General features: G+C 42.8%; 13 protein-coding genes. All 13 read left to right on the top strand.

The annotated features are described in order from the left end of the window. Positions 1-381 precede the first annotated feature (381 nt). The 13 genes from EP737_RS04225 (at position 382) to addA (ending at position 19,751) form a co-directional block, all read left to right on the top strand. The gene (locus EP737_RS04225; RefSeq protein ID WP_129726632.1) at positions 382-579 is read left to right on the top strand and encodes a hypothetical protein; all 198 of its coding nucleotides are present in this window, start codon (positions 382-384) and stop codon (positions 577-579) included. A 466-nt stretch (positions 580-1,045) separates the two neighbouring features. Continuing rightward, positions 1,046-2,302: a M48 family metallopeptidase gene (locus tag EP737_RS04230; protein WP_129726633.1), complete on the top strand. Its 1,257-nt coding sequence runs from the start codon at positions 1,046-1,048 to the stop codon at positions 2,300-2,302. Between the two features lie 421 nt (positions 2,303-2,723). Continuing rightward, a complete protein-coding gene (gene aceB, locus EP737_RS04235; protein ID WP_129726634.1) occupies positions 2,724-4,313 on the top strand; it encodes a malate synthase A in 1,590 nt (529 codons plus the stop codon). Between the two features lie 56 nt (positions 4,314-4,369). Beyond that, positions 4,370-5,647: an isocitrate lyase gene (gene aceA / locus EP737_RS04240; RefSeq protein WP_129726635.1), complete on the top strand. Its 1,278-nt coding sequence runs from the start codon at positions 4,370-4,372 to the stop codon at positions 5,645-5,647. Positions 5,648-5,931: 284 nt separating this feature from the next. After that, positions 5,932-6,948: a coiled-coil domain-containing protein gene (locus EP737_RS04245; protein WP_129726636.1), complete on the top strand. Its 1,017-nt coding sequence runs from the start codon at positions 5,932-5,934 to the stop codon at positions 6,946-6,948. 582 nt (positions 6,949-7,530) lie between these two features. Further along, on the top strand, positions 7,531-9,084 hold the full coding sequence (locus tag EP737_RS04250) for an MDR family MFS transporter (protein WP_129726637.1): 1,554 nt from the start codon (positions 7,531-7,533) through the stop codon (positions 9,082-9,084). A 197-nt stretch (positions 9,085-9,281) separates the two neighbouring features. Beyond that, a complete protein-coding gene (locus tag EP737_RS26495) occupies positions 9,282-9,530 on the top strand; it encodes a YjcZ family sporulation protein (protein ID WP_129726638.1) in 249 nt (82 codons plus the stop codon). Positions 9,531-9,790: 260 nt separating this feature from the next. Continuing rightward, positions 9,791-10,369: a competence protein ComK gene (locus EP737_RS04260; protein WP_129726639.1), complete on the top strand. Its 579-nt coding sequence runs from the start codon at positions 9,791-9,793 to the stop codon at positions 10,367-10,369. Positions 10,370-10,580: 211 nt separating this feature from the next. After that, positions 10,581-10,727, top strand: a complete 147-nt coding sequence (locus tag EP737_RS25435) for a hypothetical protein (RefSeq protein ID WP_165350694.1) — start codon at positions 10,581-10,583, stop codon at positions 10,725-10,727. Between the two features lie 527 nt (positions 10,728-11,254). Further along, complete coding sequence (locus EP737_RS04265) at positions 11,255-11,854, top strand: TVP38/TMEM64 family protein (protein ID WP_129726640.1); 600 nt, start codon at positions 11,255-11,257, stop codon at positions 11,852-11,854. A 50-nt stretch (positions 11,855-11,904) separates the two neighbouring features. Beyond that, positions 11,905-12,459 carry a signal peptidase I gene (gene lepB / locus EP737_RS04270; RefSeq protein ID WP_129726641.1) on the top strand — a complete coding sequence of 185 codons (555 nt, stop codon included), beginning with the start codon at positions 11,905-11,907 and terminating at the stop codon, positions 12,457-12,459. Positions 12,460-12,513: 54 nt separating this feature from the next. Next, positions 12,514-16,023 carry a helicase-exonuclease AddAB subunit AddB gene (gene addB, locus EP737_RS04275; RefSeq protein ID WP_129726714.1) on the top strand — a complete coding sequence of 1,170 codons (3,510 nt, stop codon included), beginning with the start codon at positions 12,514-12,516 and terminating at the stop codon, positions 16,021-16,023. Further along, complete coding sequence (addA, locus tag EP737_RS04280) at positions 16,020-19,751, top strand: helicase-exonuclease AddAB subunit AddA (protein ID WP_129726642.1); 3,732 nt, start codon at positions 16,020-16,022, stop codon at positions 19,749-19,751. Before addB ends, addA begins: the two co-directional genes overlap by 4 nt. The last annotated feature ends 6 nt before the right edge of the window (positions 19,752-19,757 follow it).

Below are 19,757 nucleotides of genomic sequence, written 5' to 3' on the forward strand. Positions count from 1 at the left end.
AACAATAACTGCAAGAGAAAATATAAAATGGATTGTCATAGGAACCTTTGATTTTGATAGGTTTTTCCTGACAGTCCATTTTTTTATAATGAAAGTATAACTGTTGGGGGCGATGTCTAGCTCCCACGGCCTACTTCCTTCCGCAAAATAACCTTCACCGTAAAAGAAAAAAAGCGCCTTCTGTGGTGAAGAACCTTTTACATCTCCTGTAGGCATATCTTCAAATTCCAAATAAGCTGCTACTTGATCCCCTTCAGCAAACAGAGCTTGAATAGGCATTTTAAAGGACTAGAGTATTTTTCGGGAGTAGGTGGTATACACTATCTACCAAAGCCTTTAAATTGTGCTCTAAGAGGTTTTAGAGGCAGGGGGGTTGGGGGTATGGGAGAAAGGAGGCTAAAAGCCATGAAAAAGGATGAGGCCCTAGTAAAAGCTGTTGTCGCTCTCATTGAGAAAGAAAGAAACGCAAATGAGGGAATATTTGTTGGGTCACCGGAACTTGATGAAGTCATAGGCACATTGATATCCCTTGCTGATGATAAAGAACAGGTGATAGAACATACTTCAAAAGAAATGTAACAACTTAAAGAGTTTAAATTCATAAAAAAATCACCACATTTTTCACCCTGCTTAAATTTTTCCAATTCCCCCAAAAAGCTCTCTAAATTTGGAAGAGAGCCCTTTATCATTCATTTTTGATCGAACACAAATATTTCTTTATATTTTCTTACTTGTAATTTTTGACTATTCTTAGAAACTACCAAGACAAAAAGCTGTGTATTATCTTTAAACGCACATCCGTCAATAAACGGAAAGAGAACAGCATGACGATCGCAAGGGAAGTACGCTTTCGTGCTTTAATCAAATAAATGAAGTCACACCTTTGCCCTTCTGTTTATGAACCACAATGTGAGAAAAATAACTATAAGGAAGCAATTGAAGGGAAGAACTGAAAGATATCCGGCATTGCTTGTTCTAATTTTTCTGCTGTGCACTACAATAATAGTACGTGCAGTAGTTTGTACATCAAAGGGGAGGGGAACAAATGCGCAAAGCAGTGAGTTGGTCTCTTTTCATGTATGTATGTTTCGGGCTGTTTATATATTGGTATTTATTTTATGGAACAAGCGCGAACATTCCAGAGGCGTATAAGGGAACAAGCGCAGATCCGGCAACGTTTATGAATGCCCGCGAGCTTATGCTGAGTCAGGAATTTTCTCGCACAAAGTATTTGCTGTTCTTTTTGGCGACACCATTTGAGTGGCTTGTTTTATTCCTGATCCTTGTTCTTGGTATCTCCAAACGATTTGAGGATTCGGCTAAACTGATTACGAGGCTGCGTGTTGGGCAAGTTGCTATTTACTTCTTTTACTTATCGCTGGTAACGACAGTTTTAGCGCTTCCCTTTAAATGGATGGGCTATCAAGTGTCAAAATCATATGGGATTTCAACACAAACATTAGCAAGCTGGTTCAAGGATATTGTGATTGATTTTTGGGTCAACTTTGGCATCATGCTGCTCGTTGTTGCTACTTTGATGTGGCTGATCCGAAAAAGTGAAAAACGATGGTGGTTCCATGCTTGGGCCTTGTCTGTACCGTTTACCATTTTTCTAACGTTTATCCAGCCGGTTGTCCTAGACCCGCTGTATAATGACTTTCAGCCATTGCAGAACCAGGAATTGAAACAAAAAATTCTATCTCTTGCCAGCGAAGCAGATATTCCTGCTGACAATGTATATGAAGTAAATATGTCCGAAAAAACGAAGTCTTTAAATGCATATGTAACAGGTATCGGATCGAACTCTCGTATCGTACTATGGGATACAACTCTGAAGCAGTTGAGTGAAAACGAGATCTTATTTATTATGGCTCATGAAATGGCGCATTACGTGAAAAAGCATATTTATTGGGCTGTAGCCAGTTCGATCGCCATATCATTCGTCGGCTTATATCTCATACATCGCATTTTACAGTTTATCATTGCAAAATGGGGAGGCGTGCTGAACATACGCACTCTTGCCAGTTTGTCGGTGCTCCCGTTATTTTTTCTTGTTTCCTCCGTGCTTTCCTTTGCAGTTAGTCCGGCAGAAAACTATGTATCTCGTATGGAGGAGCGGGTGTCTGATCAATACGCCATGGAAATGACGGAAGACAAGAAAGCGGCTGTAGAGACCTTTCAAGATCTTTCCAAAACAAGCTTAAGTCAAGTAAACCCACCAGGACTTGTAAAATTTTTCCTGTATACACACCCAACGATGCTGGAGAGAATTACTTACTTAGAAGAGTATGGAAAGAAGTGAAGGGAACCGTCTATTTATAATTAACAGGTTGACCTAAAAAGGGATGCATATTCCTTTTTAGGTCAATTTCGTTTGTGAAAAAATAGGATAAGAACGCAGTAAATTAGCAGGGAGATTTTAATTTCTCTCCTTGTACTGTAAGAAAGTATAAATTTCCAGCTAGGTACGAATTCGATGCAGTTGGAAATTTTAGGAGTACAGTATAAGGGCAACTACGCCGCTGTCTTTACCCAAGGGCAGGGATCGCCAATCGACGGGTTTTCCTTATCTTAGGCTTATTTTTCCTTAGTGTTCAAATTTTACATAAAAATTTACCATAAAATTCAAAAAACATCTTCCATTTTTGTGAATCTGTTATATAATATAAAACAGGTAAAGGAATCATGTTATAATACAGAAGATGTAGAAAGGAGTTGGTCATATGCCAACACAAACGGCTGGAGTAACAATTACTGAAGAAGCAACAGCTGCCACCTCTGAAATTTTAACACCGGAAGCACTGGCGTTTATTAAGTCTCTGCATCGGAAATTTAATGGGCGAAGAAAAGAATTGCTTGCGCTTCGCAAGGAAAAGCAGGAGCGAATCAACGCTGGAGCGCTTCCTAGGTTTTTGAAAGAAACAGAGCATATACGAAACGGTGATTGGACAATTGCTCCGCTGCCGGCAGACCTGCAAGACCGCCGCGTGGAAATTACCGGTCCGGTTGATCGTAAAATGGTCATCAATGCTTTAAACTCCGGTGCAAAAATGTTTATGGCGGATTTTGAAGACGCTAACTCTCCTACATGGCACAACAACCTCGAAGGTCAAATCAACTTACGCGATGCTGTCAATCGAACAATCTCACTTAGACACTCAAATGGAAAACAATACAAACTTAACGAAACAACTGCTGTTCTTCTTGTAAGACCGAGAGGATGGCATTTAAACGAGAAACATATTCTCATAGACGGTGAAGAAATCTCCGGAAGCTTATTTGATTTTGGATTATATTTCTTTCACAATGCGAAGAACTTGCTGGAAAAAGGGAGCGGTCCATACTTTTACCTTCCAAAGCTACAGAGTCATTTAGAAGCGAGACTTTGGAATGATGTGTTTGTCTACTCGCAGGAGTATATCGGCATTCCAAACGGTTCCATTAAAGCAACTGTACTTATAGAGACCATTCATGCTGCATTTGAAATGGATGAAATTTTGTATGAGCTGCGCGATCATTCTGCGGGTCTCAATTGCGGTCGATGGGATTATATTTTCAGCTTTTTGAAAACCTTTCGCAAGCTGCCGCAGTTCTTAATTCCAGACCGTGCTCAGGTAACGATGACGGTTCCATTTATGAAGGCATATTGCCTTAAGGTCATTCAAACATGCCATCGCCGCAATGCACCAGCAATGGGAGGCATGGCTGCACAAATTCCGATCAAAAATGATCCGGTGGCGAATGAGCAAGCATTCCAAAAGGTGCGTGCCGATAAAGAGCGTGAGGCTACGGAGGGTCATGACGGGACATGGGTTGCCCATCCGGGACTTGTGCCGGTGGCAATCGAGGTATTTAATCAGGCGATGGCAACGCCAAATCAAATTCATGTAAAGCGCGATGATGTTCATGTGACAGAGGAACAGCTCATCGAGGTGCCTGTTGGAACGATCACAGAACAAGGATTGCGCACCAATATTAATGTTGGAATTCAATATATTGCATCATGGCTATGCGGGAGGGGAGCCGCACCTATTTATAACTTGATGGAAGATGCTGCAACAGCGGAAATTTCTCGGGCCCAGGTATGGCAATGGGTGCGTCATGACGATGGCAAGCTTGAAGATGGTACAAAAATTACGTTCAGACTTGTTGAGCAGCTGCAAGAGGAGGAAATGCGGAGAATTCGGCAAGAGGTCGGAGACAAGAATTTTGCGAACGGGCGCTTTGAAGAAGCGGCAGAGTTATTCACGAAACTCGTACGGGATGATGAATTCGTAGACTTTTTAACACTGCCAGCCTACGACATTCTATAAGAAAGTAAGTTATAAGCAATGTATCTTTTATACTATGTAAAGGGGATGACATGATAATGACAAATACAAGAATTCAACAATTACAAGAAAGCTGGGAAATGGACTCTCGTTGGAAAGGAATTACGCGTCCGTATACTGCTGAGGATGTAATTCGTCTGCGCGGTTCTATTGATATTGAATATACGCTTGCCCGCCGCGGTGCAGAAAAGCTCTGGAAGGGTCTTCATACAGAGGATTACATCAATGCACTTGGCGCATTAACTGGAAACCAGGCGATGCAGCAAGTAAAGGCTGGTTTGAAAGCTATTTACTTGAGCGGTTGGCAGGTGGCGGCAGATGCCAATCTTGCCGGTCACATGTACCCAGATCAAAGCCTGTATCCGGCAAACAGTGTGCCAGCTGTTGTAAAACGCATTAACCAGACGCTTCAGCGTGCTGACCAAATTCAGCATATGGAGGAAAATGGAGAAATTGACTATTTTGTTCCAATTGTAGCTGACGCAGAAGCTGGATTTGGCGGTCAATTGAATGTTTTTGAGCTGATGAAGGGCATGATCGAAGCGGGGGCTGCCGGTGTTCATTTTGAAGACCAATTATCTTCGGAGAAAAAATGCGGTCATTTAGGCGGAAAGGTGCTGCTTCCGACGCAAACAGCGGTACGCAACTTAATCTCTGCACGCCTTGCAGCTGATGTGATGGGGGTTCCAACAATTATTGTTGCCCGCACGGATGCTGACGCTGCGGATCTGATCACAAGTGATATCGATGACAACGACAAGCCGTTCATTACAGGTGAAAGAACAGCAGAAGGCTTCTTCCGTACGCGTGCGGGTCTCGACCAAGCGATTGCCCGCGGTCTTGCCTATGCACCATACGCAGATTTAATTTGGTGCGAAACGTCTGAGCCGAATTTAGAGGACGCAAAGCGCTTTGCAGATGCCATCCATGCGAAATTCCCAGGTAAGCTCTTAGCATATAACTGTTCGCCTTCCTTCAACTGGAAGAAGAAATTAGATGACAAAACAATTGCAAATTTCCAGCGTGAAATTGCGACATATGGATATAAGTTCCAATTCGTAACATTAGCTGGTTTCCATTCTCTAAACTACGGTATGTTTGAGCTGGCGCGCGGCTACAAAGAGCGCGGCATGGCAGCATATTCCGAGCTACAGCAGGCTGAATTTGCTGCTGAAGAGCATGGCTACAGCGCAACCCGTCACCAGCGCGAGGTCGGAACAGGCTACTTTGATCAAGTAGCTCAGGTTATTACTGGAGGAACATCTTCAACAACAGCGTTGAAGGGATCTACAGAGGAAGAGCAGTTTACGAAATAAGAAACTGGTGAGGAGGGGTGTCCCGAAATGAGGGCACCCTTTTTGTGAGTGAAAGGAGAGGGAATCTGGAAGAATATATTTAATCTGCCTCAATTCCTATTAAAGCCTTTTCATTTTCTAGCTTAATAATATCAATATGCCCAAGTTTACTAGATTTTCTGCGCTAGAATCTTAAATTGCATATGGTAATTTAAGTGATTTGTTGTACGATGGGTTTGTTTTCTTAGCAAAAAAGGAATACAATAAAGATAGATATGAATTGGTAATTTCAAGGGGGAAAAATCATGACTGATAAAACAAAAGTGTTCCCAGTTGAAGCAGCAGGAGAAAAGGGACTGAAAAAGAAAGAGGAACTACATAACAAATCGACACGCATAGCTGATGAAGAAAAAGCGAAGGGTAATAGAATGGTAGAATTAGAGAGTGTTGCTCACTTTAATGAAGCGATGAAAACATTAACAGCCCGCTATTTTGCTACTTCATTAGAAAGCGTTGAAACTTTTGGAACTCAAATCCAAAGAGCAAACAAATTGGCTTTTCGACTGCATGATATTTTCACTTCCGTTATTACAACATCGAGAGAAAGGCTAGAACAAAATCCATTTGGTTTTGAACAGAATAAAAAGGAATTACAAGGAAAGATAGAGGAGCTGTCAGCTAAGCTAAATTCTGAAGAAGAGCTTACAAAATCCCAAGTAAAGCAAATTCTTGAATTAAAAAAGGCTGAAGCACGTTTAGAAAAATTAACACAAACGCAAAAAACTTCTATCGAAAAATTAAATGCAACAATTGAGACACTTCATTCTGATAAGGAAAAGCTAGCAGCTGATAAAGAGGAGCTGCACCTTAAAGTAGAGGCAGCAACGAAAGAAAATCAGGAATCCCTACAAAAGATAGCAGATTTGCAGAATCAATTACATGCTGCACAGCAAGAATTGCAAAAAATAGGAGATTTAGAACAGCAGTTATCCCTTGCTGTTGAAACCCACACAAATGAAATAATACAAATTTCTGAACAAAAAGATTTAGAAAAACAAAGTGAAATATTAGAGCTGCAACAAAAGCTGTTAACTGAACATCAAGAGGAGCTATCCAAAGAAGTTAAGAAAAGAGAAGAAATGAATGATACGGTTTTAGAGTTAAACCGTATCATCGAGAAACAAACAGTAGATGCAGCTAAAGTAAAAAACAAGCATGAGAAAGAAATTGAGAAACTAAACAAAAAAGCGCTTGAAGCCCAAAATGGATATGAAGCGCAATTTGCAAAGTTAAAAAAGGAAATTACCTCTTTAAAGCAGTAGAGGAAAGTAAAAAGTGCATTTGAAGAGAGTGCCTCATGACCGCCAAATTAAGAAAATGATATAAGCAGACAAAAAATGACCATCCTGATTTATTTCACATCTGAATCAGGATGGTCATTTTTCTATGATGAATGTCACCTAGCTTTTTTACACTTTAAGAAATTTCTAGCTGGAAGACAATTCGACGTAGCGAGAAACTTTAGGAATACAGTATAAGGGAAACGATGCCTCTGGCTTCGCCTAAGAGCAGGGCTCACCAATCGGCGAGTTTGCTTTATGAGTAGAGAATTATCAGTGGACAAACATATGTTCTTTTAGTAGAATGAGATTACCAGAATGAACCAAAGGAGGAGAGTGAAGACGTGCGGTTTTCCCAAGCGAGTCTATAAACATACTGTACCTCATAATCTCAATCAGGAACTCTTTTGTTCTTTTTTTGTACGCAATACATAAAGTGTGAAGGCAAGTATGCTTTTTTGCTTACAAGGGGGGGCTTTAAGTTCGAAATATCCAAATGAATAAAGGTTTATATTTTTTGCATTGCTACTGATTTTCTCTAAATTAAGAAAGGAATTCATAAATATGAGGATAAAACAAAGCAATTTAAAAGCTGTGCTGGCGGGTCTCTTGTTAGCAATTTTAATGGCGTCTATGGATAATACCATTGTCGCTACCGCAATGGGAACAATTGTAGGTGAACTTGGCGGGCTCGATAAGTTCGTATGGGTTACCTCTGCGTATATGGTTGCTGAAATGGCGGGGATGCCGATATTCGGCAAACTGTCGGATATGTTCGGACGTAAAAGGTTTTTTATTTTTGGATTAATTGTCTTTTTGTCAGGATCTATTTTGTGCGGAATGGCGGACAGCATTGTCCAGCTTAGTATCTATCGTGCAATCCAGGGAATCGGCGGCGGAGCACTTATCCCAATCGCCTTTACAATTATGTTTGATACTGTACCAGTTGAACAACGCGGAAAGCTAGGAGGATTATTTGGAGCTGTATTTGGTTTATCCAGTATCTTTGGTCCGCTATTAGGTGCCTATATCACAGACTATCTGGACTGGCGCTGGGTGTTTTATGTGAACATTCCTTTAGGTTTATTGGCTTTAGTATTTATCGTTTTCTTCTATAAGGAATCACCTGTTCACACCAAACAAAAAATTGACTGGTGGGGTGCCTTCACACTAGTTGGAGCCGTAATCAGCTTGATGTTTGCATTAGAATTGGGCGGCAATGAGTATGATTGGGATTCAGCTTTCATTCTAGGCTTGTTCGCTGTTTTTACCGTGTTGTTTGTTGCCTTCATTTTCATTGAACGAAAAGTAACAGATCCGATTATCTCATTTCCAATGTTTAAGGTTCGCTTATTTGCTACAAGCAATCTTTTAGGATTGTTGAGCGGTATGGCTTTCATTACGGCTTCTGTGTATATCCCTATCTATATTCAAGGGGTGTTAGGGGGAACTGCAACAAATTCCGGTCTCGTCCTGCTCCCAATGATGTTAGGTTCGGTTGTTTCTGCTACAACCGGGGGCTTTTTAATGAGCAAATGGAGTTACCGTAACATCATGATCTTTTTTGCTATTATTTTTGCAGCAGGAATGTTCTTATTAACTACATTAGAGCCAGATTCAGGACGATTCCTAGTGACAATCTACATGATTCTGGCAGGTTTAGGAATTGGAGCCACCTTCTCTGTCCTAAGCAATGCGGCCATCCACCATTTCGAACCGTCACAGCGGGGCTCTGTTAATGCTACTGTATCGTTTATCCGCTCATTGGGAATGTCACTTGGAATTACTGTTTTCGGGATTATTCAACGAAATGATTTCTCTGCGAAGCTAAATGATATTTTTGCAAGTATGGGGAACGGGCAAATGGCAGAAAATCCGGCGTTTAAAGACCCTCGTGTGCTGCTTGCGCCGGAGGCTCGCGCTCAGATACCAGCACCGATTTTAGATAAAATTACGGCAGCCCTATCCTCCTCCATCACAACTACATTTATGTGGGCACTCATTCCTACGGCACTAGCATTGATTGTAGCGATGATGATGAGTAAGGAACGATTGCAATCATCTATTGAATATCAGCAGGCTAGAGGGGAACAGAAAGCTGGGCATGCACACCAATAACCGTTTTTGATGATAAAGCGTAATCAGTGTTCAAACACTTATAAGGCTGGAACGAAAAGCAATGGGAACCCGTTTGTTGTGAAGATTTTTATTTATGCAGATAAAAAATAGACGCGCTCACATTTCCTCTATAGGCATATGATATGGTATCCGTACAGCAGTATCCCTCCTTATCAACGAAGGGAAGAGTAAAAAAAATGATGTCAAATGCGAATATTCCTTACAGCAACAATGCGCCAATGCCTGCAAACGTGGCTCCTGTAGCCCCTGTTCAACAAGTTCCAGTCTATGGTGGTTATTACCACACACCATGTTTTGATTATGGATATGGATATGGCGGTTATGGCTGCGGAGGCTACGGTCATGGCTTTGCGCTCATCGTTGTACTATTTATCTTGCTCATCATTATAGGCGCTTGTACTTTCCACCACGGTGATAAGTGTTGAGGTACTAACCTTTACCCCCTTGTATTCGTACAGGGGGGTTTTTGTCGTTAGAATGAAAGGTATGTAAGTAGTAGGGTATGTGCCAGCGACGACGTACTAATCGATGTAAATGTTAATCGCTTATACATAAAGATGACGACAAATGAAGTTTATTTTTAATAAATAAAGAAAAAAATCTCCACTTTTTATAAAAAGGTGGTATAATTCTCCGTAAAGGGATATTTTTCCTAATCTTTACTATAGAAAGGTGGAGAAATCATATGAAATTTAAACCATCGCGATTTGTATATGATTATATTATAAATCGAAAAACAATGGCGATTGTACCTGTGTTAACGGTAGATAATCGAATTTTATCCGGTATTTTAGAGGAAGAGGATACCCTCATTGCGCTTCCAAGGCCTTATGAGGTTGTTGATCAAAGCTGTCGTTTCCACGGTTCTAGCTTTGAAGGCCGCAAAGAGGGCACTCGTGAATTAATTGGAATCACCCATAAAGCACCTATTGCAATCAGCTCCACAGAAAGCCTGTATTTTCTTTCTACTTTGTCCTACACCCGCAGAGAATGCTCTTGGATTTCTCATTTCCACGTTACTAACACGAAAGCAACTCCTCATAACAATGTTCTCATTACATTCATGAACGGCCAAAGCTTTGAAGTGGGAATTTCAAAAACAAGCTTTGACACATTGCTATACCGAACCGCACACCTTCGCTCTGAGTCAGAAGATCGCCAAAAGCGCAAGCTTCTGCAAGTATCACGAACAGTAAACAAACAGGACCTGCCGCAGCTTGCTTCTGAGCCGATGTATCCGTACAAAGCAAAATGGGAAACCTAATTTTGTAGGGCTGTTTCACAAGTCGGTGTTAACTGACTTGTGGACAGCCTATTTGCATGCAGATTTGATTAAATGAAATAGAAATCGGGTAGATTTATTATAAAACAGAGGTTGATTTTTATAATCTGTTATAGTACAATGAATGTAATAAGTATTAGAAAATGAAACAATTAACAAACATTACCGTACAGGATGAGAGGAGAATGTACAAATGGAAATGTATACAGAGGCTTATCGAAAATACTCAGAGAAATGTCAGCGATTTGGGATTACTGGAATTGACTTTATTGACTTTATTCAAAGCTTAACATTACAGCAAATTCAAATGATGGTAATGGATTTGGATTGCATCAATTGAGGTGGGACATGAATAGTGATGTGGATGTTAGAAAAAGATGAGCCATCTGTTTATCTTACTTGTAAGAGAGCGGATGGTTTTTTCGTGTTCTTTTTCACGCTTTAAGACAGCATAAATTCTCAGCCGGAAGCCAATTCGACGTAGGCAGAAATTTTAGGAATCCAGTATAAGTAGGGCTACGCCTCTGTTTTCGCAGGGGGGCAGGGCTCGCCAATCGGCGAGTTTTCTTTACAAGAAAATATAACTTTTCGAGGTGATGTCTAGCTCCCAAGGCCCAAAATGGCAGCGTAGGGCTGAACCTCCGCAACAGGCAAAAAGTGCCTTTTACTCCGGGCCACCCCTACGCTGCCATAAAAGGTGGGTCTTGTCCGCTTTTCTTTATAACTTACCTATTTCTTTCGCAAATGAAAAGGAATTGCGCAGAATATATGGAAATAGAAACAAGAAAGCAAACAGCGCGTTTAGTGAAATCGGAAAATAGTGGTACAATACAAGAAAGTATGAGATGAAGGAGCAGCAGTATTTACATGGATATACATACAATCAGGGAATTTTTCACATTGGAGCATATGGAGCGGCTGCTTGAAAGCTATCGGGATTTTGGGCCGCTTGCAGGTATTCTTCTTCCGATAGTCGAGGCATTTATACCGGTGCTGCCGCTTGTTGCGTTTGTGTTAGCAAACGCGGCAGCATATGGGCTTTGGGTTGGATTCTTCTATTCATGGCTGGGCTCTTGTATTGGGTCATTGCTTCTCTTTGCGCTTGTCCGAAAATTTGGCCGCCATCGTTTTTTTACATTTTTAAATGATCATCCAAAGGTGCGGCAGTCGATGCTTTGGATCGAGAGAAGAGGTTTTGGTCCTATTTTTATCTTGTTTTGTCTCCCGTTTTCGCCGTCTGCCTTAATCAATGTAGTTGCAGGCCTATCGAGAATTAGCCAAAGGCAGTTTGCGCTTGCGCTTTTGCTTGGAAAGGTTGTTATGATTTTTATTATTAGTTATGTTGGTCATGATTTGCTTTCATTTGTGCAAAAGCCTTTGAAAACGGCAATTGCAGTTTTGGTTATTTTCCTGCTTTGGTATGTTGGGAAAAAGGTTGAAGTGAGGCTAGAACTCGCAAAGAAATAATCTTCATGTTGATAGACAGCCCTAATACATGGAAGAAATGGGGGAGCGTCATGAAGCGAGCGTGGAAGCAAGAAGGTGTGCAGTGGATGCAAATAATTGGATGTGGCATTATTTTGGCTGTATGTGTCCGGATTTTTTTCTTTTCGACCTATGTAGTCGAGGGAAAGTCAATGATGCCGACGCTTCAGGATGGAAACATGATTGTCATTAATAAGCTTGGGTATGATGTAGGAAGCTTGCATCGGTTTGACGTTGTTGTGTTTCATGCGAATGAGAAGGAAGATTATGTTAAGCGGATTATCGGGCTTCCAGGTGACACAATTGAGTATATACGTGATAGACTATATATAAATGGTAAGCTTATGAAAGAGCCCTATTTGGATCGCTTTAAAGCAGAAATGATTGGCGGGCATCTGACCGATGATTTCACCTTAGAGGAAGTAACAGGAAAAATGAAGGTTCCAAAGGACAGCGTGTTTTTGCTTGGAGATAATCGTTTAAGAAGCTGGGATAGCCGTTATTTTGGCTTTGTAAAAATAGAGAAAATTGTTGGGAAGGTTGACTTACGGTATTGGCCGATTAATGAGGTCAGCACTGCATTTTAAAGGGGGTAATTCAACATTGAGTTACCTTCTTTTTTCGTGAAGGGTGGAGGTATGATGTCACTTCGTTTTATTCTCGGACGGGCAGGCAGCGGCAAAAGTGAGCTGTGCCTAGAGGAAATCCGTCAAGAGCTGCGCATATCAGCACGCGGCCGTACAATTTTGTATCTTGTGCCAGAGCAGATGACATTTCAGGCGCAAGTGGCGCTTCATCACGGTATAAGTGGTTCTGTTCGCGCCCAGGTGTTCAGCTTTTCTCGTTTGGCATGGAAGGTGCTGCAGGAGGCGGGAGGAGCAAGCCGTCTGCATATTGACGGAGCTGGTGTACAGATGTTACTTCGTAAAATTGTTGAGGCGAGAAAACAAGAGTTAACAGTGTTTCAAAAAGCAAGTGAGCAAACTGGTTTTCTAGAGCAGGTAAGCCGGATGATTAGCGAATTGAAGCGCCATAATGTCAATCCGTCTCATCTGTACGCCATTTGGCAGGAGGCAGACCAAAAAAGCCAAAAAGCACAAGAAATATTGCTGGCCAATAAACTGCATGATTTACAGTTGCTATATGAAGATTTTGAGCGGTCGCTTATTGGCCGTTATTTAGATAGTGAGGATTATTTGCAGCTTCTTGCAGAAAAAATTCCATATTCTCGCTATGTGAAGGATGCGATTGTATATGTAGATGGGTTTCATACGTTCACGCCACAGGAGATAAATGTGTTAAAGCATTTATTGCTTGCAGGTGCTGAGGTGACGGTCGCGTTAACGATGGAGCATGCGCCAAACGGAGATATGCAGGAATTAGATTTGTTTTATCCATCGAGCGGTTCCTATGAGAAGCTTGCACGTATGGCAAAGGAATCTGGCATTGCAATGCAGGAGCATGTGCTGCTGCAGGAGCAAAAGCGCTTTGTGAAAAGTGAGTCTTTAGCTCACCTAGAGAAGTATTTTGATACGCGGCCTTACAAGTATTTCGGACAAGAGCCAGATGTTGCATTATATTCTGCCGCCAACCGTCGTGCGGAGGCAGAGGCCGTCGCACGGGAAATTCGCCGTCTCGTTCGTGAAAATGGCTATCGCTATCGGGACATAGCTATTATGGTACGAAATGGCCATAGCTATTATGACGTACTAAAAACGATTTTCCCAGATTACAATATTCCTTATTTTGTTGATGAGAAACGATCGATGCTGCATCATCCCCTTATTGAGCTGATTCGTTCTGCGCTTGAGGTGATAACTGGAAATTGGCGATACGATGCAATATTCCGCTGCGTGAAAACTGAGCTGTTGTACCCGCTGGGAGAGGAAAAGAACAAGCTGCGCGAGGACATGGATGAGTTTGAAAATTATTGTCTCTCCTATGGTATACAAGGGAAGAAGTGGACATCTTCAGAGCGATGGACATACCGCCGCTATCGGTCTTTGGAACATTATACAGAGAGGCAAACAGATAGTGAACGGGAGATTGAAGAAAAGCTGAACGAAATGCGGACGTTAATCGCAAAACCTCTTCTTCAGCTGCAAAACCGCTTCAAACGTGCAAAAACAACGATGCAAATGTGCGAAGCGCTGTATTTATTTTTAGATGAGCTAAAAATTCCGAAAAAGTTGGATGCACTTCGGCTGAAGGAGGAAGAGGAAGGAAATCTTCTGTTTGCGAATGACCATGACCAAGTGTGGCAAGAGGTTATCGATTTGCTTGATAAATGTGTGGAAATGCTTGGGGAAGAAAAGCTGTCCCGTGATATGTTCATCAAGGTCATTACAGCAGGGTTAGAGGCGCTTCAGTTTGCAAATATCCCGCCATCGCTTGATCAGGTGCTCGTCGCAAATATCGATCGCTCCCGTCTGGCCAATGTGCGCGCTGTATTCGTCATCGGAGCGAATGAGGGTGTGATTCCATCAGCACCAAGCGATGAGGGTGTTATATCAGACGAAGAGCGGGAGATGCTGTTTACAGCAGGTATCGAGCTTGCGGCAACGAGCCGTCAAAAGCTGTTAGAAGAGCAGTTTGTATTGTACCATACGCTGACGAGATCATCGGAGCGGTTATATGTATGCTGTCCGTTAGCTGATGAAGAAGGGAAAACGCTGCTGCCGTCCTCGTTGTTTAAAAGACTCAAAGCAATGTTTCCGCGTGCGCAGGAAGTGTTTGTAACGAATGATGTGAATGATATAACGCTAGAGAAGCAGCTTTCATTTGTTGCAACGCCGTCAGTTACATTGTCATACTTAACGCAGCAGCTGCAGCATTGGAAACGGTACGGCTATGAAAGCAATTTGTCATTTTGGTGGGATGTGTACAATTTTTATATTACATCACCAGCTTGGAGCGGGAGAAGCAAGCTGGTGCTCAGCAGCCTGTTTTATGAAAATAAGGCCCGCAAGTTAACAGAGCGTGTAAGCCAAGAATTGTATGGGGAAACAGTGCAAGGAAGTGTTTCGCGTATTGAGCTGTTTCAGCGCTGCTCCTATGCGCATTTCATCCAGCACGGCTTGTTACTAAGGGAGCGCGACATTTTTAAGCTCGATGCTCCGGATATCGGGCAATTATTCCATGCAGCTTTAAAGCATATTGCTGATAAGCTGGAAAAAGAGAACAAGACTTGGCAGGATTTAGATAGACGCGGGTGCGAGTATTTGGCGGCAGATGCGATAGAAGAGCTTGCGCCGCTTTTGCAAAAGGAAATCTTATTAAGCTCCAACCGCCATCATTATCTCAAGCGGAAGCTGCAGCATATTTTATTTCGCACCTCTCTTATCTTAAGTGAGCATGCAAAGGCGAGCGGGTTTGTGCCGGTTGGGCTTGAAATTCCGTTTGGCATTGGAGAGGAAGCTTTGCCGCCGCTTCAATTCGAGCTGCCTGGCGGTACAAAAATGAAGGTTGTCGGACGGATTGATCGTGTGGATAAAGCTAAGCATGAAAAGGGCACATTTTTACGGATTATTGATTATAAGTCGAGCGCGAAAGCTCTTGATGTAACAGAGGTATATTACGGGCTGGCGCTGCAAATGCTTACCTATTTGGATGTTGTTGTTGAAAATGCCAGCAAGTGGGTTGGAAAGGGAGAAGAAGTCTCACCGGCGGGCGTATTGTATTTTCATATCCATAACCCGCTTATCGATTTGAAGCGTTCTTTGTCAGAGGCAGAGATTGAGCAGGAAATGATGAAGAAGTTTAAAATGAAGGGACTTTTACTTGGAGATACCGATATTGTTACGTTGATGGATAAAAATTTAGAAGAAACCAGCTCGTCCCATATTATATCTGCAGGCTTCAAAAAGGGTGGCGGATTTACGTCCAATTCGTCGGTAGCGAGCGAAGAGGATTTTCAAGTGCTCAGGTCTTATGTTCGCCGCACATTTGAGAGTACCGGAACACGTATCGCAGAAGGAGAGATTGATATAGCTCCTTATAAAATGGATAAAAAAATAGCATGTACATTTTGTCAATTTAAAGCGGTTTGTCAATTTGATGAATCGCTCGGAGATAATCAATATCGGATATTAAGACCGATGAAAGGGAACGAAGCCCTACAGAAAATGAGGGAGGAGGTTGAACCAGAATGATAGATTCTATTCTAGCAAAGCCGCCTAATAGCCAATGGACGGATGATCAGTGGAAGGCAATTGCGGCGAGCGGCCGTGATATTCTAGTTGCAGCAGCGGCTGGCTCAGGAAAAACGGCTGTTCTTGTAGAACGCATCATCCGAAAAATTATTTCTCCTGATAACCCGATTGATGTGGACCGGTTGCTTGTTGTGACATTCACGAATGCCTCAGCACAGGAAATGAAAAACCGAATTGGCGAGGCATTGGACAAAGAGCTGACGAATGACCCTTCATCACAGCATTTACGCAGGCAGCTCAGCCTGCTTAGCCGTGCATCCATCTCTACGATTCACTCCTTTTGTTTACAGGTAATTCGAACATATTACTATATGCTTGATATTGATCCAAGCTTTCGGATTGCCAATGAAACGGAAATTGAATTGCTAAAAGAAGAAGTGATGAACGATATCCTCGAGGAGGAATACGGTCTAGATGGAAATGAAGCGTTTTTTGATTTAGTGGACCGTTATACAGGGGATAGAAGTGACAGCGATTTACAGGATATGATTTTAAAGCTTTATACTGAAGCGGGGGCACACCCTAATCCGGAGAAGTGGCTGGACAAGCTTGTTGCATTTTATGATGTGGAAGGAAAAAGTATTGATGATTTACCATATACGCAGTATTTGCTTCAGGATGTTATCCTTCGGCTCGAAGGAGCAAAGCAATATACGCAAAAAGCCATTCGACTTTCTCAGCTGCCCGATGGTCCTGCGCCGAAAATCGAGGCATTTGAGAGCGACCTCAGCCTGTTGGAAAGGCTGTTAGCAGCGGCTCATACCTCCTGGCAAACGCTGTATGGCGCGATGCAGGAGATTGAATGGAAAACATTTAAGCGTATTAAAAAAGCTGACTACAATGCTGATTTAATTGAGAAAGCAGATAAGCTGCGTAAAAAGGTGAAGGATGATATCGGTAAGCTGCAGGAGGAGCTGTTTAGCCGTTTACCAGAGAATTATGTAAAGGATTTATCTCGTATGCATTATGTGCTGCAGACGCTCATTCACCTTGTGAAGGAGTTTTCTGTTCGTTTTCAAGCAGTAAAGCGTGAGAAAAGCATGGTTGATTTTACAGATTTAGAGCATCTCTGTCTTGCGGTTTTAGCGGAGGATACAGCTGCAGAAGAGCTGAGACCATCCGCTGTGGCGCTGCAATATCGTGATAAGTTTGCAGAGGTGCTTATCGATGAGTATCAGGACGTTAACTTTGTACAAGAGTCGATTTTGCGGCTGGTAACGAAGGAAACAGAAGCGGCGGGCAATTTGTTTATGGTTGGAGACGTGAAGCAATCGGTATACCGCTTTCGTCTTGCGGAGCCAGGTTTGTTTCTTGGGAAATACAGGCGCTTTACGCCAGATGGTATGCATGGCGGCATGCGTATTGATTTGGCTAAAAACTTCCGGAGCCGTTCTGAAGTGCTTGATGGAACAAACTTTGTGTTTAAGCAAATTATGGGTGAAGCAGTTGGTGATCTTGACTATGACAAAGATGCTGAATTAAAGCTTGGCGCAGCTTATCCAGAGGGAGCAGATACTGCAGCTGAATTTCTGATTGTAAATCAAAATACGAAGGAAACGGCAGGCGGGGAAGAGGCAGACGCCGAAGAAGCAATGGATTTGGAAGCGGCACAAATGGAGGCACGCTTGATTGCAGCAAGAATAAAAGAGATGGTCAGCTCCGGTTATGAGGTGTACGACCGAAAACATAATGCGATGCGTCCTGTTTCGTACCGTGATTTTGTCATTTTGCTTCGCTCGATGACAACTGCCCCGCAAATGACGGAGGAATTTAAACGTTCGGGTATTCCGGTGTACGCAGAACTTTCCAGTGGATATTTCGAGGCAACAGAAGTAAGTGTTATGCTGAATGTACTTCGTGTTATTGACAATCCAGCGCAGGATATCCCGCTCGCAGCTGTTCTTCGCTCCCCGCTTGTCGGGGCAACAGACGAGGAATTAGCTGTTTTGCGTATTCATGCAAAGAAGGGTTCTTTCTATCAAGCGATGCGCAGCTTCTTGCAGGCCGAGCGGGATGGGAGTGCAGCACTTCGTAAAAAGCTGTCCTCCTTCTTTGACAATGTACAGCGTTGGCGCAGTTTTGCTACGCAGCAGCCGCTTTCGGATCTGATTTGGAAGGTATATCGTGAAACGGGATATTATGATTTTGTGAGCGGTCTGCCAGGCGGCAAGCAGCGTCAGGCTAATTTACGCGTCCTGTATGACAGGGCACGGCAATATGAAGCTACATCATTTCGCGGATTATTCCGCTTTCTCCGATTTATTGAGCGTATCCTAGAGCGCGGCGATGACATGGGAACGGCGCGGGCGCTTGGTGAGCAGGAGGATGTTGTACGTATTATGACAATTCACAAAAGCAAAGGTCTTGAGTTCCCGGTTGTTTTTGTTGCCGGCTTAGGCCGACGCTTTAATATGCAGGACTTAAATAAAAAGTTTTTACTTCATAAGGATTTAGGATTTGGTTCTCCGTTTATTGATCCACAAAAGCGCATTAAGTACGCAACAATTTCGCAAATTGCGATAAAACGAAAGATGAAAATGGAGCTCATCGCAGAGGAAATGCGTGTTCTCTATGTTGCCTTGACGCGTGCGAAGGAAAAGCTTATTTTAATCGGAACAGTGAAGGATGCAAGTGCCGCACTTTCAAAATGGACAGAGGCGCGAGATTACGATGCTTGGTTATTACCTGACCATATGAGAGCGCAGGCCGCTTCTTATATAGATTGGCTTGGTCCTGCGTTAATGAGGCATAAAGGCAGCATATCTATGGAGGAGGCACTCGGTGCGTCTATACCAGCAGAAATCTATGAATATCCTGCGAGTTGGGCGATGAGGCAGATTGAAGCGGCGGATCTCCGAGAAGAGCAGCAGCTGCAGGAGGAAAAGCAGGAGCTGGTGCAAGCTTTATATGAGCAACGAACAGCGCCTGTGGAGACGGAGAAAAAGGATGAGGTGACGCAAATTCTCACATGGCAGTATAGCTTTGAAGCGGCTACAACCCACCGCGCCAAGCAGTCTGTTTCTGAGATTAAGCGTAATTATCAAGCGGATGAAGAAAGCGATACAGCTTTTCTGTCTGGTTTCCGTTCTCAGATTGAGAAGCGCCCGCGTTTTATGGAGCGAAAAGGTCTTACACCGGCGGAACGTGGAACTGCTGTTCATGCGGTGATGCAACATGTAGATTGGACAAAGCCGGTTACTGAATTAAGCATTCAGGAGCAGCTTGCTGACATGGTGAATAAGGAATTATTAACGTACGAGCAGGCGGAAAGCATTGTAGTCGAAGAGATTGTGGCGTTTTTCCAAACGCAGCTAGGAAAGCGGACAATGCAGGCAGAGCTGGCAGAACGCGAGGTACCGTTTATGATGATGATTCCGGCATCATCCGCCTATCAGGATTGGCATGGAGAGGACGAGGAGCTTGTCCTCGTACAAGGGATTATCGACTGTCTCATTGAGGAGCCAGACGGTATTATTTTAATTGACTTTAAAACAGATAGTATTTCGGAGCGTTTCCCTGGCGGATTTGAGCAGGCACGGCCTGTTTTGGAAAATCGCTATCGTTTGCAGCTTGAAATGTACAGTCAGGCACTCGAGAAAAGCTATGGAAAACGTGTAAAGGAAAAATATTTATACTTTTTTGATGGCAGCCACATACTAGAAATATAGTAAGCA

Source organism: Ectobacillus funiculus (assembly GCF_004138295.1).
Lineage (GTDB): Bacteria > Bacillota > Bacilli > Bacillales > Bacillaceae_G > Ectobacillus > Ectobacillus funiculus.